Raw genomic sequence first — 17,243 nt, forward strand, 5'->3', positions numbered from 1 at the left:
CAGATCGAGCGGGTGACCGTTATGCGGGTATCGGCAAGTGAAGCAGATTTCAGCACCTACGATGTGATCGTTGCCGGATCAGGACTGGCTGCTTATGCGATGGTGCAACGCCTTGGCGTTCACGGCAAACGCGCGATCATGCTTGAAACCGGGGAAGCCGAATACAACGATGACATTCAATCCAATTTTGCTCAGATTTTTGGCCGCGGACATCTGGACGGGTCGCATTGGCCCCTGCATTGGGTGCGCGCCATGGGCGGAACATCTGCTGTCTGGGCCGGGTATTGCAGCCCGCTGATCAGTCGCAACTTTCGTCAATGGCCAATCACGCGCAGCGATCTGGACCCGTATTACATATTGGCCGCAGGATACCTGGGCAGGCCAGAACCCTTCCTGACCTACGCGGCGGCGTTCGAGCCGGGCTTCGTCTATCGGCCCATTTCCACCGAGGACCCGCTGCGCTTGATCCGCGAGCCCCAGCTTTATGACCAACTGTCGACAACCGATCTGGCGCTTGGCACAACGCTCAGCCACCTGCATCCAAGACAAGACCGCCGGGGGGTTGAGGCCATCACGATCTACACGCTGGATGGCGGCAGCAGGCGCATTGACCTGCGGGATGGTCAGGCAGTCGTGCTGGCTGCCGGGGCAATGGGCAACGCGCAGATCTTGCTTAGCTCGCAATCCGAAAACGGGCCTGCGGTCGGCAACGAAAACGATCAGGTTGGCCGCTATCTGATGGAGCATCCGCACTTCCCCGATTGTGCAAAGCTGATCGGCAACGGGGGCTTCCGCTTTCCCACCGTTCCCGATGGGTTCGGCGAGCTGACAGCCCTGCTGGAACCGGACCAGGATCTATACCAGCAGATCGGCGGGCTTGAGGTGTCGGTCGCTCTGTACCCGGGAAGGTTTATTTCAGAAGACCCGGTCGAAACGATGTTCGCCAGCAAATGGGGCGACAGCGCCAAGGCCTATGGCATCATCGTCCGGGCCGAAATGGACTCCGAGCCCGAAAACAGGGTCACGGTTAGAGAGGGCACCGATCCTGCCGGTTTGCGAAAGCTGCGCACCGATTTTCACATCGGTGCCCGCAGTTTCCGGGCAGTTGATATCTTTCTTGAGACGCTGGGCGAGCGGCTGATCGCTTCGGATACCGGGCGCTTGCGCGTATCAAACGAAGAGATCATGTTCGGCGTCACCGGGGGCGGTCACACTCTGGGCACGACGCGGATGGGGGCCAGCCCGAAGACCAGCGTCGTCGATGCCGATTGCCGCGTGCACGGGTATCAAAACCTGTTTGTCGCGGGCTCATCGGTGTTTGCATCTGGTGGTCACGCCAATCCTACGCTCACCATCATGGCGCTTGCGGCGCGACTGGGTGACAAACTGGGGGTGATAAATGAAGTTTGACGTAACCCGCAGAAACCTCATGTTCGGCGCCGGCGGTTTCGCCGCCGGAGGCGCCATCACCGGCGTCGTCGGCTTTAAGTTTCGCGACCAGATCCGGCGGATTCTTGGGGTGTCGCGCCCCAATATCGATCAGTTGGGGCTGGCAACCGGGACAGATGACGAATGGCTTCTGACGCCCGAAGACCGGGAAGAACTAAGCCGCCATCTGGCCGCAAACACGGTTGCGGAATAAGCCCCGCCATTGCGCACGAACCTTCATTTCGAGGCATCACCTGCATCCAGAATGCGGCGTGAAAACAGGAAGTTGATGATCATCCCGGCCAGCGTCGAAGGCACCAACGCTATCACCGGATAGGCACCGGCAACCTCATTCAACCTGATCACGGCGACAAAAACGGCGTAGTTCACCGCCAGTCCAAAGCTCATCGCCAGCACATAGCTGATGAATTCTTTCACGGTGGGTGAGGTCTGAGTGGCAAATGTATAGGTTCTGTTCAGATACCATGTCGTGCTCACAGCCCCGAGAAAGGACAATATGCGCGCGACCTCGGGCGCCCAGTTCAGCCCCTCGATCGCTATTATCAGCAGCACCGCGTCGACCACAAAAGCAATGGCACCCACAATGGCGAATTTCAGGAACTGAGAAGAGGGCATCTTTAGAACATCACCGCTGAAATCAACTTTCCCAAAGTGCCCTTGGCGCTATGCCTGAACGGCGCGACCGCTGGGCTAGCGCATTGCACGGCTTATCAATTTTCCTTTTGGCACATGCGTATTTCTGGTAGTTTTGAACCTATTCTGTGAATCCAAGTTATTTTAGATTTTGGAGGAAAGAAACTGTGTTGAAGGAAAACGAAGCTTCGGGATTGCAGGGCAATGCCCCGCGAGACCAAGCTTCTGGTACCGAGTGTCGGGTTGCAGTTGTTTTACCCTGTTACAACGAAGAAGCTGCAATTGGTTTGACAATTTCTGAATTCAGGGCGGCCCTGCCGGATGCTGCCATCTATGTCTTTGACAACAACTCCACCGATGCCACGATTGACGTTGCCCGGGATGCTGGTGCAATCGTCCGGACCGAGACCAATCAGGGCAAGGGCAACGTGGTGCGGCGGATGTTTGCGGATGTCGAGGCGGATATCTACGTGATGGCAGACGGGGATGCCACCTATGACGCCAGCACCGTCGCCGAGATGATCGACCAGCTGCGCCGCAACAATCTGGATATGCTGAACGGTGCGCGCCAACATTCGGACGAGGCCGCCTATCGCCCCGGCCATAAGTTCGGAAACCGGCTATTGACCTCGATGGTACGGGTGTTCTTTGGCAAAAACCTTGACGACATGCTGTCGGGCTATCGCATCTTCAGCCGCCGTTTCGTCAAGAGCTTTCCTAGCATGTCCAGCGGATTTGAGATCGAAACCGAGTTGACCGTCCACGCGCTGCAATTGCGGCTGCCGATTGACGAGGTTCCGGTCAATTACCGCGCCAGACCGGAAAACTCGGTGTCGAAACTGTCGACATATGGGGACGGTCTGAGGATTCTGAGGATGATCAGCTTTCTGGTGAAAGAAGAAAACCCGATGCTGTTCTTCCTGTCGCTGGCCGGGGTGATTTTCGTGCCATCCTTTCTGGTGTTCCTGTCGGTACTGCTGGAATTCATCGAAACCAGCCAGGTGGCGCGTTTCCCGTCGCTGTTTGCATCATTGACCGGGTTTGTTCTGGCCATTGTCTGCGTCGCCTGTGCCCTGATCCTGGATACCGTGTCACGCGGGCGGCGCGAAGCACGACGTCTTAGCTATCTGCAATACACTGCCCCTGCGCCCTAAGGGCCGACTTCTTCGACGTTTGGAAAACAAGCAGGGTTGCCAGAAACGGCAGCAACCAGATGACCCGCCCCTGATAGCGATGATGGGGGTCCGACAACACACCGCAGATTACCGCGTTCATCAGCAAGGTCGCAAGGATCAACACACCCAAGGCCAACGCCGCATTCGAAACCGGCCGCGCGCCGTAGACATAGGTCACCGTCAGCAGGCTGAAGGCCGCCGCGGCGTAGACAAAGGTGGACGCAAAGCCAAAGGGATACCGACCTTCAACGGCCAGTGAGGCACCAAATCTGCCCAGATCAGAACCGCCCATGTAGTGCGGAGCGCTTTCGGCAAAGACCCTTTTGGCGGTATCGAATTCGTACAGCCCGAACATCACCAACTGTCTTGCCGTATTTCGCAGTGATGCTTTCAGCTGCATTATCGGATTGGCTTTTGCGGCGGTCAGAAACGCCGAGAAATCCTCGTCGCTCAACCTTTGCTTGGTATCGTCATCAGCGGATTGGTAATAGCCGTTCTGGCCCCACAGGAAGAATTGCGAGCCCTGATTGTCCAACGGCCCGGCCTCACAGATGGCAAAGTCGTGGCCATAGCAGTCGTTTTCGATCATCTCAGCCACCGGGCCATCCTCGATCCCGCGCGCGGTCAGGAAGGGCAGGCTTTGAGGCAAACTGCCAAACACCGCATGCGATACAAAGGCAAAGGCAAAAACCGCCGAAACGCCGGTTACGAAGGCCAGACAAGACAGAAGCCAGCCAGAGATCAGGGGCCGGACCCGAGGCCACAGCCAAAGGAGTACCAGCAGCGCCAGCAGACCGAAGGTCAGCAATATGTGGCTGCTGTGGATGGCGACCGACGCAGCCAGAATGACCCAGCAGAATACCTGCTGGACAGCGGTCAGGCCGCGCCTGCCAAAGCACAGCAGAAACAGACACAGCGGCACCATGGCTGCAAACACATCCGGCATGGCATAGGCCGAGAAATACGGCAGCGGCGTCACCACGGCGCAAATCGCGCCGGTCAGCAGATACGGTTTCGTGACGTTGCCCGGGCAGATATGGCGCACCACCAGCCAGACCACATAGGCAACGACCAGCGATTGAAACAGCGCCAGCAGAAAGGCCTCGGATTGCAGAAACACAAACACCAACACCCCGTAATAGGGCGACCGAGACATCGGAATGGCGCGCTTGTCTTTTGCGGTCTGATCCGCTGAGGCTGTACTTGCATCAGCGGTCGCGGCGGCGTCCTGAACAGGGGCTTCGGTCGCGCCCAGCTTGCCAGCCACAACCTGCACAACCGCCTTACCAGCATTGTTGTACCCGCGAGAATCGAAAAAGATGAACGGATACCCGTTTATCGCCGCAGGCACCGTCTGCAGAACCGCAAAGCAGAGCACCAGCAGAAAGGCCTTTATGGTGCCGAGATGCGCGCCATCTGAGGGGAGCGCCGCTTTTGCTTTGAGATATGTCATATCAATTGCTTTGTGCCTAAAGTCCTATCCGGGGCCGCTGTTTAGTCTGCGCGCGGAGTTTCCGACCTATCTCGGGGTGCCTTACGCAAGTTAGGGTCTATCGGTCCTGCTGTTTTGGGGATCACTCCGTCAGCTGGGTTTGCTGCGTCACTTGCTGAACCGAGATTTCGATACTGTCGCCCGGCAGCAACTGGGTCATTTTGTCAGCCCGCAATTCCTGCAGCTGGCCTTCGACCACACGGAAAATCGTCACCGAATAATCGATGTCGCTGATCAGGCTTTCGGTGCCGATCTCGCTGGAGGCTCCAGCAAGATATTTCGCGATCGTATCCATCTGCAGGCTGGCATCCCGAAGCGCCAGATGCGCATCCCGGCGCTGTTGCAACAGCCGCAGGGACCGTTCCTGTTCATAATATTCGCGATCCCTTCTCAGGCGTGTCAGAACCAGATTGGTGGCGGCCAAATCTTCTTCGACCTCCAGCAAACGAGTCGCCGACAAAACAGTTGTCCGGCGCGTGTCAGCCAACCGGTTTCCCGCCGTGAGGCCACGTTCGATCATGTCGATGACGCGCTTTTCTTCCTCTTCATCAGACAGCAGTGCTTTTGCCAGTTCGGTCTTCTGCTCTTGCAAAATTGCGATCCGTTGCTGAGCCTGATCTTCGGCATCCTCGAAATATTCCCGCTCACCCGCTTCGTTCTCCTGATTGACCGTTCTGATCCTGAGCTGTTCGGCGATCAGTTCCTCGAGAACCGTGTCCGACACTGAAACCTGATCCAGCGTCGGTGCCGCCATGTCCAGATTCTGTCGCAGCTCGGAGGTGGTCCTCCAGACCTGCGCCATCGCCTGCGCATGTTGCAACGCGGCCTGACCATAAGTGGTTTGCCACCGCATCAGCTGAATGGGATCAACGGTAACGTCATCGGCCAGCAACATGCTTCTGACCCCACCGGCCAGGGCCACGGCCTCGCGTGCAGTGATGGCCGGCCGGAAATCAATCTGCCCGGTCCGCGCCACATCACCGCCGATGATAATGGGCCGGTATCCGTTGCGGGCGACTTCAATTTCGTCACCGTCCAGCTGGATGATGTAGATCTCACCATTCTGGTTGTATTGCTTGACGATCTTTCCGGCCGCATCCAAACGCACAAGGTTTTCAAGCTCATCCGCCAGCAGGCCCTTGGCCTCAAAATGGCCAAGCCACTTGAGATTAACGTTGCCATGGGCATCGATGATGGCGTCGAAGGAAAGCCCTTCAAGACCGGTCAGAGACACGCGTATCTGATCCCCCGGTTCTAGCTTGTAATCCGCGCTTGCCGGGCCGGAAATCAGGCCCAGTGCCAGGGCTACTGCACAGATGTTTCGAAACACGTCAAAGCACCTGAACCCGCCAGGTGCCAAAATAAAGGCTGATTTGGTCAAAAACGTCATAGTCGTAGCATCACTCCAGTTTCGGGCGTTGCGGCGAAGGGGTCAGCGGCCGGTGCCGCGGCAGACAGCGCCAATTGTCTGAAACAGAATCTTGAAATCCAGCCACAGGCTGACTCTGCGCGCATAGTCACTGTCGAAAGCGGCCCGGTACGAGAAGTCGACATCATTGCGCTCAGACACCTGCCACAACCCGGTGATCCCAGGTTTCATCAGGTTGTAGTCCAGACCGGGATACAACGCCCGTTGCTGAGGCAGCATGGGGCGCGGGCCGACCAGACTCATGTCGCCGACAAGAACATTCCAAAGCTGCGGCAGCTCATCCAGCGAGGATGCGCGGATAAACTGCCCAATTCTGGTGACACGCGGATCGTTTTCAAGCTTTTGCCGCGCTTGCCATTCCGCTGCAGCCGCCGGGCAGTCGCGCAAATGATCTTTGAAAAGCTGATCCGCGTCGATCATCATCGACCGGAATTTCAGAAAATCAAACTCGCTCCCGCCGATGCCAACCCGTTTCTGGGTGTAAATCGCCGGTCCGCCATCCAGCTTAACGCAGAAAGCGACCAGAAGCATGAGAGGCAGCACAAATGGTGCGCCAATCAGTACCAGAAAAATGTCCAGAAGACGTTTGACCTTTACCGCATAAAAACCTTCAAGGTTCGCACGGTCATCCGATTTAGAAATAAAATGCTGATTTGAATTATAAATATCGGTCTCTTCTAAAGGAAAAGAACCTCGGTTGTGGTTCATAATGACCCCCAAAAAACTTACTCACTGATTACTCAAAACACACCCATAGCTCAGGTTTTGTTCAACGTGCCCACCAGCATGACCGCCTAAAATCGAGGCGAAGCGGTGGAATTCAAACTTCTTTTGCTCAACAGATCAAAGGCGCAACGTCACTGTTTCCGTTGCCCCTCACAATTATATTCCCGACTCCTCAATAGCAGTAATCGCCGGGCTCTTGCCGGGAATATACTCGCATTTATTAAGAAAACTGACAACTTGTTTATTAAGACACCAGGCCTGTGCGATGCCGCCATTGCTCCTGATGCGCAGGCATCATGTAGTATTTTCGTGACTTATCATTGCCATCAAAAAGCGTGTTCAAGCTGGACGTGCGGGCCGAGAAAGACCCGTTTCGGCCAAAAACAAGGGATCACTGGCCTGTTTTCAGCGGGAGTTTATCGATGGGTTTCAAGCGTAGCTTGCTTTTGAATACAAAATGCAGGCCAGCAATCACAGCGGGCGCACAGACGCCAGCAACAAAGCCACCGGCCACCGCCATACCAGTGCCCGCACCCGAAACCAACAACGCCACGATGAAAATCGCGGCAATAACAGGGCCTGACAGTAGATATACAATTATCATTTCAGACTAAGCTCGTTCCGTTTTGTCTTTTTCCATTTGTGATGCACCTGCCCGATCATCGCGCAGCATTATGTCGGTTTTGGGGCAGCACCCTCTTAGCGTGTACTCGTCAAGGTCAATGACCCGAAAAAGAAACTCATCAAGAAGACCCGAAACAGCTTATCATCAAACTATTTCAACGACGAGATATGTGTGTTCTTTTCGTAAAAATCCAAACCCAATAGGCAAATTATCACCTCTTCGTGCGAGGAATTTTGCCCAAGAAACATTAATGCAATGTAAATAAACACATAATTCGGGCGCAGATCGCTGTACTAAACAGCCCGCAGGCGTGCTTTTTCCCACACAGTCACCGCCGCAACCTGCCGGACGCAAACCAGAATCCCAAACATGACAATCAGCCCGGCCCCAAGAATTGCAAATTGCAGCGTCAGATTCGTTGCCATTTCAGCGGCAAGCGCAAATGGCGCATAGGTAATTGCCCCCAAACCGGCCTTTGACACCTCAGACATTGGCACCCTCAGAGGATCGACCTTTCGCCCGATGTAGAAATAGGCCGTAAAGCTCACAACGCCGCTTAGCAGAAACGCGACAGGCGCACCGGGCGCGCCGAACCGGTAGATGATGACCAGCGACAACAGGGCGTGCACCAGAAGCGACCCGACACTGATGCCCAGCTGCAACGCGGTCATTTTCGACCGCATGAACGCATAGCTGAAATAGGCCCCCTGCAGCCCGACGATAAAGGCTGCAGGGGCCAGCAACCTCAGGTACAGGTCGGTTTTCCGGGCAAAGCCAGGTTCGAACAGCAAGTTCGTGAACACATCTGCGGCGCAGACAAGCGCGACAACGACGGGAATTGAGATCAGCATCAGGAACGAAAAGTAACGATCCAACACTGCGTCTGAGGAGCTGGTTCCGCTGGTTTCATGCGCCTCGAACACAGTAGGAGCGACCACGCGCGACAGTGTTGTCATCGGCAGTTTCAACGCCTTGGACGCCAGCGTCTGCGCCGCAGCGAAATACCCGGCGGCATCCATCCCGGCAAAATAGGCCAGAAGGGACTGTGACGACATCGCAAAGAACGAAGCGCTGGAGGACACCGCGGCCAGCGGAAACCCAAAGCGGAAATAGGCCTTAAGGGCATCTCTAGGCGGCACGATGATCCCCGAGCGACGCACCGCAAAGATCAGCGCGTACGCCCCGGTCAAAGCCGCCCCCATCGACATGCCGATCACCGCGCTTGCAAAACCACCGCCGCGCAAAACAAAGCTTACCGCCAGAGAAACGCCCAGCGCCTGACGCAGCAGAGTAACGGCTGCGAATTTCGGCCCCTCGTTATATTGGCGCAGGCAGACCGTGCCCAGTTCGTGCATCGCGTGGCTGGTGCAGAAGACAACAGCCAGGAAAAAGCCACTGACCCAGGCCGCAGGCAGGATCAGCTGCACCACGGCGGCCAGACACAGCAGAAGCACCACCAGCAGCGCCGAAGCGCCCAGAACTGTTGCGATCGTTTTTCCTTCGAATTCGCGGGCATGGTGAAACCGCCCGACACAGATGGCCAGCCAGTGAAAGGTAAAGGAGAACAGAAGCGTTCCGGCCAACATTGTCAGGTTGTAGCGCCCGAAATCCGCAGGCCCCAGAACGCGCGTCATCACGATCAGAATCGCGATCGCAATCAACGCCGACAGCATCCTTGGAACGAAAAACCATGTCATCGCGGACTGAATCCTTTGGCCGGAAAATCGAAACCTACACCTATCAACGGCCCGGATCAGGCCCCTGAACACTCATCAAACCTATCAACTTCCATCACGCCGGAACCAATATACCGGCTGTGCCCTCAACCCTCAAAATACAGGTTTTGCAACTCTTTGGGTATCAGTACATCCTGCTCATACCCGTACCGCATCACGCGCTTTTGCGATAGGGCTTTGTCCAATTCGGTCCAAACGGGCCTGTCCCAGACGAGTGGCAAGCCCCCGTTTCCAGCCCCGCTTCCGCGCCACGATAGACAATACGTGGGCATATTTCGTATGCTCATGATGGCCGCATTTTTCTACAAGGCCGCCGAATTGATTGTTCAAATCGGGATTTGATGAGTTGACCAGATTGATTGTGCTATGACCGCTTTGAACCAGAACGGCCCCTATCCGCCAGTGTCGGGTCTGCCCTTCCGTCACGTCGTTCTGCTGTTATGTCTGGTCCTTGTGGTTTTAGTCGGCACTGATTTCTTTGCCATCGTGTTGTGGCAAAACAAGCTGGCCAACAAGCTGGAAATCATGATGCTGTTGCCGGTTCTGGCGATTTCGGCGTTGTATTACCGGCATCTCATTCGCGGTACTTTTGCGGCGCCGGAAATTGCCGTTCTGGTGATCTGGGCCCTGTTTTCCACAACTCAAAGCTCGATGCCCATGTATTCGTTCGAGCGCTGCGTGCCACTGGTCGTAACAACTGCTTTTGCCCTGGTTCTGGGCAGTCTGATGTCGCTGCGGGGGCTGATGTTGTTCATAGCGGCGTTCTATGCGCTGGTGATGGGCCTGACCCTTGCCACTATCGCCACTCTTCCGCAGGCACGCGGCATCCCACCCTGGGGCGATACGTGGAACGGCATCTTCCTGCACAAAAACGCGCTGGGGGCGGCCTGTGTGATCACTTTGCTCACCTCGTTCCATGCCATCTTTCAAACTTCGGGCAAGCTGAGGCAGCTATTTCAGGTCACCTTTGTCATTGGGCTGTTGCTGTTGGTAGCCTCGGAATCCAGAACCTCGCAGGTGATCGCGCTGGTATCGATGAGCGCGCTGATCGTCAGCCGATTTTTCCCCCGGTTCGAGGTGATCTGGGCGATTTGCTTCATTCTGTTTTCGGTCCTGCTGGTCAGCTTAGTGGCCTTTCTGTTGGCGTCACCGCTTGCCGATCCCCTGTTTGCCCTAATCGGCAGAAAGCCCACTTTGTCGGAAAGGATTCCCATCTGGGAACTGACTTGGCCCTATGCCATGGATCGCTTTTGGCTGGGATGGGGATACGGCACGTTCTGGTATCCGGACTCGCGCCAAGTGACGCTGTTTTCCAGTAAGGGTTTTCTGGGGTTCACGCCGTTTTATTCGCATAACGGCCTGATTGAGACGTGGCTGAACACCGGCTTTATCGGCGTCGCGCTTCTGATCATCGCCATCCTGCGTTTCTTTTTCTCGGCCTTTTTCTGTATGCGTTTCATCCGCAACCGCGACGGGATCGTCTGCGCGCTGGCATTGATGATCGCCTTTCTGTTTGCCAACATCACCGAAAGCACATTGCTGGGCCGATTAGAGGCCAGTTGGATGTTCTTTGTCGCCTATATCACCAAGATGAATCTGGTCGCACGGGCGGTCAGGGACAGCGTCAATAACCGGTCCGCGACCGCTGGCACCAGTGGGGATAAATCGGGCAATCTGGATCCGCTCGATCGGCCTGCAAACAGCTAATACAGGCATTTCCGGCGTTTTCCGCCCGTTGTGTAACCGCGATGATTGACAGCGCCTGTCCTGGTGGTGTCGAATCTAGCCATTCTTACTTTTATTTTTTTCAGTAACCAGTTCTCTTAGGAGGCACCATTGAAAACAGCCATATTTGCAGGTGGTAAAGGCTCTCGCCTGATCGAAGAGACCCGCGTCCGGCCCAAGCCGCTGGTCGAGATCGCAAACCGGCCGATTCTTTGGCACATCATGCAGCATTACTCGACCTACGGGCATCATGAATTCGTACTGGCGCTTGGTTACATGGGCGACCTGATCAAGCGCTACATCTCGAACCTGTGCCAGTATCAGGGCAATCTGCGCATTGATTTCAGCAAGCGCGAACTGTTCGGCGAACCAGACTATACCAATGGGGATCTGGAACCGCAGACACCCCCCTGGACCGTTGATCTGATCGACACTGGCATAGACACCATGACCGGCGGGCGTCTGGCACGGCTGCAACCCTATCTCGGCCACGAGACCTTCATGCTGACGTATGGCGACGGGGTTTCGAACGTTGATCTGGACGCACTGATCGCCTTCCACAAATCCCATGGCAGGCTGGCGACGATCACCATGGTCCGTCCGCTGACCACCTTTGGCCACCTGCAGGTGCGCGAAGATGGGCTGGTCGAGGGCTTTGTGGAGAAACCGGAAACCGCGGCCGACTGGATCAATGGTGGTTTCTTCGTGCTGGAATCCGGTGTGTTCGACGCCATCGCCAGCGTCAATGGCGACGAAATCATGTGGGAAGAAGGCCCCCTGCCCAAACTAATGGAGATGGGCGAACTGATGGCCTATCGCCATCCCGGCTTCTGGTATTGCATGGATCATTTGGCGGACAAACGCCGACTTGAGGAGATGTGGAAAAATGGCAACCGTCCGTGGGCAACTTGGGAGCATTCAGAGCGTCCTGTTAACGGGTCATCTCGGCTACGTGGGGACGGTCACCGCCCCGGTATTGGCCGAGGCGGGAATCCAGGTGACTGGGTGCGATATAAATCTCTTTGACCGCGCCGATTTCGCGCCCGGCGGCGGCGTTCCCGACATACCCAACTTGGGCAAGGACATCCGCGACCTGACCACCGATGATCTCGCAGGCTTCGATGCGGTGGTGCATCTGGCAGCCCTGTCCAATGACCCTTTGGGTCAACTGCGTCCGGGTCTGACCCAGCAAATCAACCACGAAGGCACCATCCATCTGGCCAAACAGGCCAAAGCGGCGGGGGTCAGCCGCTTCGTCTTTGCCTCGTCCTGTTCAAACTATGGCCGCGCAGGTGAGGACTTTGTTGACGAAAATGGCCAGTTGAACCCTCAGACCGATTATGGCGTCTCGAAGGTGTTGGCCGAGCGTGACCTGAAACCGCTGGCGGATGACAGTTTCACGCCCACCTTCCTGCGTTTTGCCACCGCTTACGGGGCCAGCCCGCGGATGCGGTTCGATATCGTGCTGAACAACCTAATCGCACATGCCTATACCTCGGGACGCATTCTGATGATGTCGGACGGCACCCCATGGCGCCCGATCATCCATGTCGAGGATATGGCCCGCGCCTTTGTCGCCACGCTTGAGGCTGACCCCAAGGTGATCTCGGGCGAGGCGTTCAACGTCTGCCGTACCGAAAACAACTATCAGATCAGGGATCTGGCCGAAATCGTTGCCGACACCGTGCCCGGTGCGCAGATCGACTATGCCGCCGATGCAGGGCCGGATAACCGATCCTACCGGGTGAGTTCAGCGAAGATCGAAAAACATATCCCTGGGTTTGAACCGAAATGGGACGCGGTGCGCGGCGCGCGGCAGCTTTATGACGCGGTCAAAGCCTGCGACCTCAAGGTCGAGGATTTCGAAGGCCGCAAATACAAGCGTCTTGCACAATTGGAGGCTCTGCTACAGGAAAATCAGCTGGATCAGGATTTCCGCCGGACCGAACCGATCACCTGACCAGGCGCTTAGACGAGCGTCCCGATCTTTTCCATTACCGTCCGGGCGCCGCGCTCACCGGATTTGAACGCCTCGTCGGTCCACTGATAGCCCCATTCGCCAAAGCGGCCGACATAGTGGATGTCGATGTAATCCAACCACTCATGCACAATGGGCAGCGCCTCTTCCCGGTCGAGGTCGAAGATGATGTTGGCATGGGTGATCAGCCGCGCATCCGTGTGCAGGATTTTCTCATCGTTCTCGATCAGGCCAATTTTCACCAGATCGTCGATTACCGGCTGGATCAGATCTTCGGGCAACACATCCAGCGGGCGGTATTTGTGCGAATAATAGCACTCCGCTTGAATCGACCCGCAGCCCGGCGGGCAGGTCTTGGTCGACATTTTGTGCGGAAAGCTGAGGCGGGTAAAGACGATGTCCTCATCATAGATATAGGTCCAGGTCGCCGGGGTGAAATCGTCTCGTGCAAGCCCAAGATTCACCGTGACGCAGGTGGTACAGGCCAGCTTGGCCGCCGCGTCGCGCACGTGATCCGGCGCGCCTTTGACCATCGGGATCAGATCGGGCAACGGGATCGAGGAAATCAGGTGCTCATACTGCTCAGTCACGCCGTTTTCGAAGGTCACAATTCGGGTCTCGGGGTCGATGGCGACTACCTTGTGATCCAGATGCAGATCGGTCTTTTCCAGAAACGGTTTGAGGTATGAGATGAACCCGCCCTCGGTCGGATACCGAAAATCGGTGATGTAATGCACATCCGGCGTCTCGGCAAAGATCGCGCCGCGGATCACCTCATCCATCGAGGGGCGATAGAGCCGCGGCCCCATCCAGACCGTGCTCATCTGGGCGGCATCCACCGTATGGTACTTCTTGCCATAGACAGCAGGAAAATGGGTCGCAAAGGTCTCGCCAAAGACTGAAATCAGCCAATCCAGATAATTCGCGGGCTTCTCGACCACCTCCTGTTTTGAGGCTTCGATGAAATCCAGAATGCACTGCGTTTTCAGCTCATCCGGTAGATTGTGCAGATTGGCCTGCGCCGGGTGTTTAACCCATGCACCGTGATAGTAGTTGTTCACATAAGCCTGCAGCTTTTCGTATTCACCGCCTACGTTTTCAGCAAACAGGTCCTGAATGCGTGGGTCTTTTGAGAACGAGATATGCGGCCCGTCATCAAAGATGAACCCGCTGTCATGGGCAAACGTGGCCGTATGACCGCCGGGAAACGGGTTCTTATCATACATCCGGCTCGTCACGCCGGCGCCGTGCAAAAGATGAGCAGCGCCCAGCCCGGACATGCCGGAGCCAAGGATAACAATGTTCTGGTCGGTCATAACTTACGTTCTCTCGCAATTTCGCGGCGCCACCAGGCGATGGTATCCGCGACTCCGGTTTTCAAATTAAATCTCGGGGTCCAACCCAGTTGGTCCTGCAGCCGGGTAATGTCGGCCTCGACCAAGGGCGGATCGCCCGCGCGGGCCTCGCGCGCGCCCAGACGGATCAGGTTTTCCGATTTGGTCTGACGTCCGATCTCGTGGATCAGTTCTGCCAGAGGGATCGCGGTGCCACTGCCGATATTGACCGGTCCTTTAAGGTCGCTGAGCAGCAGGGCAACCATCGCCGTGGCCACATCATCGACATGCAGAAAATCGCGTTTTTGCTGGCCATGCGTGCATAGCGCCTCATGCCTTTGCAAAAGCGATCGGATCACATCCGCCGCCAGCCGCTGCTGGTTTTCGCCCGGACCATACAGGAAAAAAGGCCGCGCCCAGGCCCCGGCCAGGCCCAGCGCGTCACACATCGGCCCAAAGGCTGTGAATAGCGCTGCCTTGGCTGCACCGTATTCAGTGGCGGGGGTCAGCGGTGTGCTGCCCTCGCGCAGCTTTTCTGGCCTAGACCAGTCATACTCCATGCACGACCCGCAAAACGTCACCCGTTTGCCGCCCGCATCTGCAAAGGAAAACAACAGGTCGATCGAGTGCTGCACCCAGCGAAAGTTCTCCAGCGACTGTTGGTTCCCCGGCCCCATATACCACGCCAGAGACAATAGATGGCTGGGGCGATGCAGATGGATGATCGCCCCCACGTCCGAGGCATTGGTCATATCGACCCGAACCCAATGCACATCGCCATAGATTTTCGGAGGCGGGGCACTTCGGTAGGTCGCAATCACCCGATGCCCTTGACGGGCAAGCTCCCGAACGGCGGCCCGCCCGATGAACCCTCCGGCCCCCGTCACCATCACTGTAGTTTTTTCAGTCTTCGAACTCGTCATGGGAAAGTCGTCTTTCCTTGGATTCTCGGCGGGCTTAGCGCTGGATCAGCGGCCACCCCGCATCTTTATCAGAAACAATCGTTACAGGTTGCGGCCACTCTATATTCAGCGCCGGATCATCGTATCTTAACCCATGTTCGACGCCGGGGGTGTAGAACTCGCTGGCGGAATAATAAGCCTGCGCCCCTTCGGTCAGCGCCAGATAGCCATGGGCAAACATTTCGGGCACATAAACCGCGCGGCGGTTCTCGGCCGAAAGCTCAACCCCGAAATGCTGCAGATAAGTGGCGCTGTCCGAGCGCATATCCACAATTACATCGTAGATGGCACCGGAGATACAGCGCATGAACTTGGCCTCACGTGCAGGGGCCTGTTGGTAATGCAGCCCGCGCATCGTTCCTTTTCTTTCGTTGAATGAAAGGTTTATCTGCGCAATGGCCGGTTTCAGGCCATGTTTTTCAAACTCATTTGCGCAAAAGGCACGGGCGAAAAAACCGCGATCGTCCGAAATCTCGTGCAGATCGACAACATAGGCACCCGACAAATGCGTTTCTGTGAAAATCATCTAAAAAAACCGCCCTTTGGACCGCAACTATTTAAACACGCCTCCCCTCATTCACAAAACATGGCCTGACGCAGCCGGTCAAATTCCGCTGCATCGTTTTCGGCACCTGAAGGCTATGTCGAAAGCTAACCAGACAAGTGTCTGCGATTCCATGATTCTTGGCCCAATAGGCCGAAATGCCAGTATTCAGAGTAGCTCGCGCGGGTGTGGAGGCGAATAAACTGTTTAAAAATTGACACTCTGCGTGTGTAATGCGGACTTATTTAGAGCTGATAAGGGATGAGCATTTTGAGTCCTGCAGACAGAAACATCCTGATTTTTTCGCAGCGAAATCTCAACGACAATGTTTCGCGCTGCTCGGGGTTCGAATTCGAGGACGTCATTGACGAGATCGAAGACTGTCAGATCGTAGCACCGCGCCTTTCCAACAGCAGAAAATTACCGCTCAACCCCAAACGGTGGCTGTCACGCCGCAGCAATCTGTTCCAATACTGGCCGTCCGGAGTGCAGAAATCCCCGCTGCCCCGCACCTATGACCTGTTCTTCTGCAACGCGCAGAAACCGCTGGAACTGCTGACACTGGATGCCGTTCCGAACTGGCGTGACCGCTGTGGTCTGGCGGTCTGCGTTCTGGAAGAGGTCTGGTCCATTGGGATCGAACAGTACCTGCCGCTGATCCGGTCACTGTCCAAGTTTGATCTGATCACCAGTGCCTTTGCTGAGTCCTGCGAGGCGCTGCAGCGGATCACCGGCAAACCCGTCATTCACCTGCCGGGCGCAGCCGACATGGTTCGCTTTGCCCCGCAGTCGCTGACCACGGACCGCCCGATCGACATCTATTGCATGGGGCGCCGACGCCCTGAACTGCATGATCGGTTGCTGATCACTCTGGCAGAGCGGCAGGGGTTTTACCTGTACGACTCGGCCACGAAACCCCCTATCACTGCACAACACAAGGTGCACCGGGACTTGCTGGCCAACCTGATCCAGCATTCCAAACTCTTCATGGTGGATATCGCCAAAATCGGCCATGACGATCAGATAAAGGGCAACATTGCCTGGGGGCCGCGCCATGTCGAGGGCATTGCAGGCGGTGCCGTTCAGGTGGGCTATGCGCCCGAGACCGAAGATTACCTGCGGTACTTCGACTGGCCCGAATCCGTGATCCGGCTGCCGCAGGACCCGGACAAGGCCATAGACAGGATTGTCTCGATCCTTGACGACCCGGCCGAACAGGAAAGGATGCGGCGCATCAACTTGGCAAATGCGCTGCACAAACACGATTGGCTGAACCGCTGGTCGGACATTTTGCAACACCTGAGCTTGCCGGAGACTGAAGCAATGGTATCGCGTAGGCAAACACTGTCTCGCATAGCGGAAGAACTGGCTGGTCAGCACCCGTCGTATTTGGGTTCGACGGAACCCGCCTAAACGCTCTACCGACGGATGCCGC

At 56.3% G+C, this 17,243-nt stretch carries 16 protein-coding genes; 7 read left to right on the top strand and 9 right to left on the bottom strand.

The window, feature by feature from the left end; translation table 11 throughout:
• The first annotated feature begins 21 nt into the window (after positions 1-21).
• The gene (locus ACXAGD_RS16340; RefSeq protein WP_475211955.1) at positions 22-1,410 is read left to right on the top strand and encodes a GMC oxidoreductase; all 1,389 of its coding nucleotides are present in this window, start codon (positions 22-24) and stop codon (positions 1,408-1,410) included.
• Positions 1,400-1,642: a hypothetical protein gene (locus ACXAGD_RS16345; RefSeq protein WP_475211956.1), complete on the top strand. Its 243-nt coding sequence runs from the start codon at positions 1,400-1,402 to the stop codon at positions 1,640-1,642. The genes ACXAGD_RS16340 and ACXAGD_RS16345 overlap by 11 nt, the downstream gene beginning before the upstream one ends.
• Positions 1,643-1,665: 23 nt before the next feature.
• On the opposite strand, the gene ACXAGD_RS16350 is transcribed toward ACXAGD_RS16345, so the two are convergent.
• A complete protein-coding gene (locus ACXAGD_RS16350; protein WP_475211957.1) occupies positions 1,666-2,064 on the bottom strand; it encodes a GtrA family protein in 399 nt (132 codons plus the stop codon).
• A gap of 185 nt (positions 2,065-2,249) precedes the next feature.
• Between ACXAGD_RS16350 and ACXAGD_RS16355 the strand changes: the two genes are divergently transcribed.
• Complete coding sequence (locus ACXAGD_RS16355) at positions 2,250-3,236, top strand: glycosyltransferase family 2 protein (RefSeq protein ID WP_475211958.1); 987 nt, start codon at positions 2,250-2,252, stop codon at positions 3,234-3,236.
• Here ACXAGD_RS16355 and ACXAGD_RS16360 read toward each other — a convergent pair.
• The 5 genes from ACXAGD_RS16360 to ACXAGD_RS16380 form a co-directional block, all read right to left on the bottom strand.
• Entirely contained in the window at positions 3,202-4,710 is a 1,509-nt protein-coding gene (locus ACXAGD_RS16360; protein ID WP_475211959.1) for a hypothetical protein, read from the bottom strand. The genes ACXAGD_RS16355 and ACXAGD_RS16360 overlap by 35 nt on opposite strands.
• 121 nt (positions 4,711-4,831) lie before the next feature.
• The gene (locus ACXAGD_RS16365; protein WP_475211960.1) at positions 4,832-6,079 is read right to left on the bottom strand and encodes a polysaccharide biosynthesis/export family protein; all 1,248 of its coding nucleotides are present in this window, start codon (positions 6,077-6,079) and stop codon (positions 4,832-4,834) included.
• Positions 6,080-6,181: 102 nt separating this feature from the next.
• Positions 6,182-6,886 carry a sugar transferase gene (locus ACXAGD_RS16370; RefSeq protein ID WP_475211961.1) on the bottom strand — a complete coding sequence of 235 codons (705 nt, stop codon included), beginning with the start codon at positions 6,884-6,886 and terminating at the stop codon, positions 6,182-6,184.
• 409 nt (positions 6,887-7,295) lie between these two features.
• Positions 7,296-7,508 (bottom strand): hypothetical protein, encoded by a 213-nt coding sequence (locus tag ACXAGD_RS16375; protein WP_475211962.1) that lies wholly within the window; start codon positions 7,506-7,508, stop codon positions 7,296-7,298.
• 314 nt (positions 7,509-7,822) lie between these two features.
• A complete protein-coding gene (locus ACXAGD_RS16380) occupies positions 7,823-9,226 on the bottom strand; it encodes an oligosaccharide flippase family protein (RefSeq protein WP_475211963.1) in 1,404 nt (467 codons plus the stop codon).
• 405 nt (positions 9,227-9,631) lie between these two features.
• Here ACXAGD_RS16380 and ACXAGD_RS16385 point away from each other — a divergent pair, with 405 nt between their 5' ends.
• The 3 genes from ACXAGD_RS16385 to ACXAGD_RS16395 all read left to right on the top strand — a co-directional run bounded on the left by ACXAGD_RS16385 (position 9,632) and on the right by ACXAGD_RS16395 (position 12,950).
• Positions 9,632-10,972 (top strand): O-antigen ligase family protein, encoded by a 1,341-nt coding sequence (locus ACXAGD_RS16385; RefSeq protein ID WP_475211964.1) that lies wholly within the window; start codon positions 9,632-9,634, stop codon positions 10,970-10,972.
• A gap of 129 nt (positions 10,973-11,101) precedes the next feature.
• On the top strand, positions 11,102-12,016 hold the full coding sequence (locus ACXAGD_RS16390; protein WP_475211965.1) for a sugar phosphate nucleotidyltransferase: 915 nt from the start codon (positions 11,102-11,104) through the stop codon (positions 12,014-12,016).
• A complete protein-coding gene (locus tag ACXAGD_RS16395) occupies positions 11,943-12,950 on the top strand; it encodes an NAD-dependent epimerase/dehydratase family protein (protein WP_475212618.1) in 1,008 nt (335 codons plus the stop codon). The genes ACXAGD_RS16390 and ACXAGD_RS16395 overlap by 74 nt, the downstream gene beginning before the upstream one ends.
• An 8-nt stretch (positions 12,951-12,958) precedes the next feature.
• Here ACXAGD_RS16395 and ACXAGD_RS16400 read toward each other — a convergent pair whose 3' ends face one another.
• Genes ACXAGD_RS16400 through rfbC form a run of 3 tightly spaced genes read right to left on the bottom strand, consistent with a single transcriptional unit; the run spans position 12,959 to position 15,790 of the window.
• Positions 12,959-14,284 (bottom strand): protoporphyrinogen/coproporphyrinogen oxidase, encoded by a 1,326-nt coding sequence (locus tag ACXAGD_RS16400; RefSeq protein WP_475211966.1) that lies wholly within the window; start codon positions 14,282-14,284, stop codon positions 12,959-12,961.
• Positions 14,281-15,225, bottom strand: a complete 945-nt coding sequence (locus ACXAGD_RS16405) for an NAD-dependent epimerase/dehydratase family protein (RefSeq protein WP_475211967.1) — start codon at positions 15,223-15,225, stop codon at positions 14,281-14,283. Before ACXAGD_RS16405 ends, ACXAGD_RS16400 begins: the two co-directional genes overlap by 4 nt.
• 34 nt (positions 15,226-15,259) lie before the next feature.
• Positions 15,260-15,790 carry a dTDP-4-dehydrorhamnose 3,5-epimerase gene (gene rfbC / locus ACXAGD_RS16410; RefSeq protein ID WP_475211968.1) on the bottom strand — a complete coding sequence of 177 codons (531 nt, stop codon included), beginning with the start codon at positions 15,788-15,790 and terminating at the stop codon, positions 15,260-15,262.
• A gap of 279 nt (positions 15,791-16,069) precedes the next feature.
• Between rfbC and ACXAGD_RS16415 the strand changes: the two genes are divergently transcribed.
• Complete coding sequence (locus ACXAGD_RS16415) at positions 16,070-17,221, top strand: glycosyltransferase family protein (protein WP_475211969.1); 1,152 nt, start codon at positions 16,070-16,072, stop codon at positions 17,219-17,221.
• Positions 17,222-17,243: the final 22 nt, after the last annotated feature.

This window comes from Ruegeria sp. ABF4_144, from assembly GCF_056160045.1.